This is a genomic window from Rhizobacter sp. P3_B12, from assembly GCF_056402895.1.
The window spans coordinates 1-3859 of sequence record NZ_JBFUGN010000593.1 but is presented as its reverse complement, the minus strand read 5'-3'; the positions used below and the strand labels follow the sequence as shown (position 1 = coordinate 3859).

Below are 3859 nucleotides of genomic sequence, written 5' to 3'. Positions count from 1 at the left end.
CCCTCGGACACCGTGCCCGGGCATCTGGCCTTCGCGTTGAAACGAGAGGGCGTCCACCTCGAGTTCCTGGCACGCCTGTTCGCCGTGGTGGAGGTGTCGGTGCTGGAGGCCTGGATCGCCGCCGAACCGACCGGCCAGTATGCGCGCCGGGCCTGCTTCTTCTACGAGTACCTGACGGGGCACCGGCTGGCCTTCGCGGGCGTCGCGTCCGGCAACTACGTGGCCGCGCTCGACGAGGAATCCTGCGTGACCGCGCGCCGGGTCGTGAACGACCCGCGCTGGCGGGTTCGCGACAACCTGCCGGGCACACGAGACTATTGCCCCATGGTGCTGCGCACGGCCCGTGTGCGCGAAGCCGAGGACTACGACTGTGCGAAGCAACTCGCCGCGCTTGAAGTCGAGTTCGGCGCCGACCTGTTGCTGCGCAGCGTGGTCTGGCTGACGGTCAAGGAAAGCCGGGCGAGCTTCGCGATCGAGCACGAAGAGCAGCACGTCGATCGCGTGCGGCGCTTTGCATCGGCGATGGAGCAGCGTTGCGGCCAGGGCGACGACCCCTTGTCGATCGACGCGCTGGGCGAGCTGCAATCGCAGATTCTCGGCCCGCGCGCGACGCGTTACGGCGTGCGCCGCTCACCGGTGTTCGTCGGTGAGATCGATGGCTTCATCGAGGTGGTCTACTACATCGCGCCTCATTGGGAAGACGCGCCCGCGTTGCTGTCCGGGCTGCGAAGTTTTGCAGAACGCACGGCCGGCGCGTCGGCGCTGGTGCGGGCGGCGGTGCTGTCGTTCGGCTTCGTCTACATCCACCCGATGTCCGACGGCAACGGGCGGATCTCGCGCTTCCTGATCAACGACACGCTGCGGCGCGATGGTGCGGTGGCGACGCCGTTCATCCTGCCGGTGTCGGCCACGATCATCAGCAGCGTCGTCCGCCGGCGTGGCTATGACGAGGTGCTCGAGTTGTTCTCGCGACCGTTGATGCGCAAGTACGCCGAAGCCTGGCGCTTCGGCGCGGAAGAGGTGGCAGACGACGGGGTGCGCAGCAACCTTCGCTTCGATGCCTACGACGACGCCTTGCCTGCGTGGCGCTATCCCGACCTGACCGACCACGTGGAGTACCTGGCCGAGGTCGTGCAATCGACCCTCGAGCAGGAAATGCGCAAGGAAGCGCGTCATCTGCGCAGCCTTCGCACCGCGCGCGAACGGGTCAAGCAGTTCATCGAGGGGCCTGACGCCGACATCGACCGGATCATCCGTTCGGTGCGCGACAGCGGAGGACTGGTGTCGAACAAGCTGAAGAAGGAGTTTCCGGCGCTGTTGCAGGAGAGCCTGGCTGCTGAGGTTGCGGCGGCGATTGGCTCCGCATTCGACGGGGGATGAAACAGGGACGAATGGACCGATTCAGTTTGAGGCGGTTTACAGCTTAATTGCTACCTTATCTTATTAAGGCAGCAAATATGATGGATTATTGCTTTGTCAATGCATCAGATATGATGCATTCCTTTGACTGCGAGAAGTCATGCGCCGTCCCGAAGCCGCCTTTGCCAGCCCTGCGTCCGTCGCGGCCTCCGGCCAGCTGGGGGCGGCGATCCGCCTGGCCCGCCTGGCGCGCAACCTCACGCAGGCCGACTTTGCGGAGCGTGCCCGCATGAGCGTCGCCACCTTGCAGCGCATCGAGCGGGGCGACCCCGCGGTCAGCTTTTCTTCGTGGCTGTCCGCGATGGAAGTCTCCAACCTGTTGCCGATTCTCCAAAGGGCTGCCGACCCTGATGCCGACGCCGCCGGCCGAGCCCGGCGCCAGCTCGAACAGCGCAAGCGCGCCACCGGATCGAGGGGCAGGGACGCCGAGGAGGACCCCTATGCCTTCTGAATTCAAGGGTGTCGTCTTCGCCTGGCTGCCGGGCGAGCTGAAGGCCGTTCCGGCCGGGCAACTGTCCATCGTCGAAGAGGGGCTGGCGGTCGTGTCGTCGAGCTTCGGCTTCGGGGCGAAGTACCTCGAACGGCCCAAGGCCATTCCGATCGATGCCGCGACGCTGTCGCTGGCCACCGCGGTTCCCGGCTCGCAACGCACGTACGAACCCTCCAATGGCCTGGAGTTCTTCGGTGCCGTGCGCGACGCCATGCCCGACATGTGGGGCCGGCGGGTCATCGAGAACATCCTGAAGGCGCCACCAAATGCACTGGCCGAGACGCGCTACCTGATGGAGGCCGGGTCGAACCGGTTCGGCGCGCTCGACATCCGACCGGGCCTGGACCACGACGAGACCCGGGGCCGGCTGGTGCCGGTGGCCGACGTGCGCTACCTGCTCGACGCGGCCGACAGGGTGCAGCGCAGCGAACCGGTGCCGCACGAACTCGAGCAGCTGTTCGATGCCGGCCCGAGCATGGGCGGCGCCCGTCCGAAGGCGGTGGTGGTGAAGGACGGCGTCCAGTACCTCGCCAAGTTCCCGTCGGTCGGCGACCGCTTCAACATCCCGGCGGTGGAGCGCGCCACGCTGGAGCTGGCGCGCACCTGCGGCCTGACCGTGCCGGCGACCGAGTTGCTGCGCCTGCCCGACGGCCGCGACGTGATGCTGATCGAGCGTTTCGACCGCTACCCCAGCGAAGGCGGCTTCGCGCGGCGCCACGCCATCAGTGCGCTGACCGCGCTCGAACTACACGAGTCGCAGTCGTCACAGGCGTCGTATGCCGACATCTCGCTGAAGCTCGCCGCCATCGGCGCGGCGGGACGGGTGCAGGGCGACCGCACGGAGCTGTTCGGCCGCATGGTCTTCAACATCCTGGTCAGCAACGACGACGACCACCTGCGCAACCATGCCTTCGTGTGGCAGCCGCAGGCGAAGGGCTGGACGCTCAGCCCGCTGTATGACGTGCTGCCGAAGCCGCAGGTGGCGCACACGCGCTACCTGCACCTGAGCGTCGGTGCGGAGGGGCGRCTGGCGACCTTGCCGAATGCGCTGAGCCGCGCGCCGATGTTCGGGCTGACGCAAGAGCAGGCCCGCGAGACCGTCGATCGCATCGCCCGCTGCGTGCGCGAGTGGCGAACCTGGTTCGAGCAGTTCGGCGTCGAGGCGAAGGACCTGGAGATCGTCAGCTCGGCGATGCGGCATCCGCGCGACGTGGGGTGGGGGTAGGCTCCTCCCCCGCCACCCGCCCCTGCTCGATCACCACCACCCGGTCCGCCATCGCGATCGTGTCCGGCCGGTGTGCGACGACCACGCGCGTCAGCTGCATCGCCGCCACCGCGTCGTTCACCGTCTGCTCGTTGCGCAGGTCGAGGTGGCTGGTGGCTTCGTCGAGCACCAGGATGCGCGGCGCGCGGTACAGCGCGCGCGCCAGCAGCACGCGCTGCTTCTGCCCGCCCGAGATGCCGACGCCCACGTCGCCGACCAGCGTGTGGTAGCCCATCGGCATCGCCTGGATCTCGCTCTCGATGGCTGCGAGTTGCGCGCAGGCCTCGATGCGCGCCATGTCGGGCTCGGCATCGAAGAAGCAGATGTTGTCGGCCAGCGAGCCGGAGAAGAGCCGATCCTCCTGCATCACCGTGCCGATCAGCGCGCGGTAGTTCGCGAGACCCAGGTGCAGGATCGGCGTGCCGTCGAACAGCACCTCGCCCTGCGTCGGCGGCAGCAGCCCGAGCATCACCTTCACCAGCGTCGTCTTGCCGCAACCCGAGGCACCGGTCAGCGCGAGGCACTCGCCGGCTTCCACCGTCAGGTTGACGTTCTCCAGCACCCACGGCTCGGTGCTCGCGTAGCGGTACGAGACACCGCGCAGCTCGATGCGCGCCGGCCGGCGCGACAGGTCGACCTCGACCGCGTTGGCACCCGCCAGCCCCTCGGCCGCCTCGGCCTCGGCC

At 67.9% G+C, this 3859-nt stretch carries 4 protein-coding genes; 3 read left to right on the top strand and 1 reads right to left on the bottom strand.

Going from position 1 to position 3859, the window contains the following annotated elements:
- The first annotated feature begins 219 nt into the window (after positions 1-219).
- From AC1D01_RS24355 to AC1D01_RS24345, 3 genes are all read left to right on the top strand, one after another.
- A complete protein-coding gene (locus tag AC1D01_RS24355; RefSeq protein ID WP_477870934.1) occupies positions 220-1380 on the top strand; it encodes a Fic family protein in 1161 nt (386 codons plus the stop codon).
- A gap of 139 nt (positions 1381-1519) precedes the next feature.
- Positions 1520-1870 carry a helix-turn-helix domain-containing protein gene (locus AC1D01_RS24350; RefSeq protein ID WP_477870932.1) on the top strand — a complete coding sequence of 117 codons (351 nt, stop codon included), beginning with the start codon at positions 1520-1522 and terminating at the stop codon, positions 1868-1870.
- Positions 1860-3134: a type II toxin-antitoxin system HipA family toxin gene (locus AC1D01_RS24345; RefSeq protein ID WP_477870930.1), complete on the top strand. Its 1275-nt coding sequence runs from the start codon at positions 1860-1862 to the stop codon at positions 3132-3134. The genes AC1D01_RS24350 and AC1D01_RS24345 overlap by 11 nt, the downstream gene beginning before the upstream one ends.
- Here AC1D01_RS24345 and AC1D01_RS24340 read toward each other — a convergent pair.
- A partial coding sequence (locus AC1D01_RS24340) for an ATP-binding cassette domain-containing protein (protein ID WP_477870928.1) occupies positions 3091-3859 on the bottom strand: 769 nt, incomplete at its 5' end. The two genes, AC1D01_RS24345 and AC1D01_RS24340, sit on opposite strands and share 44 nt — an antisense overlap.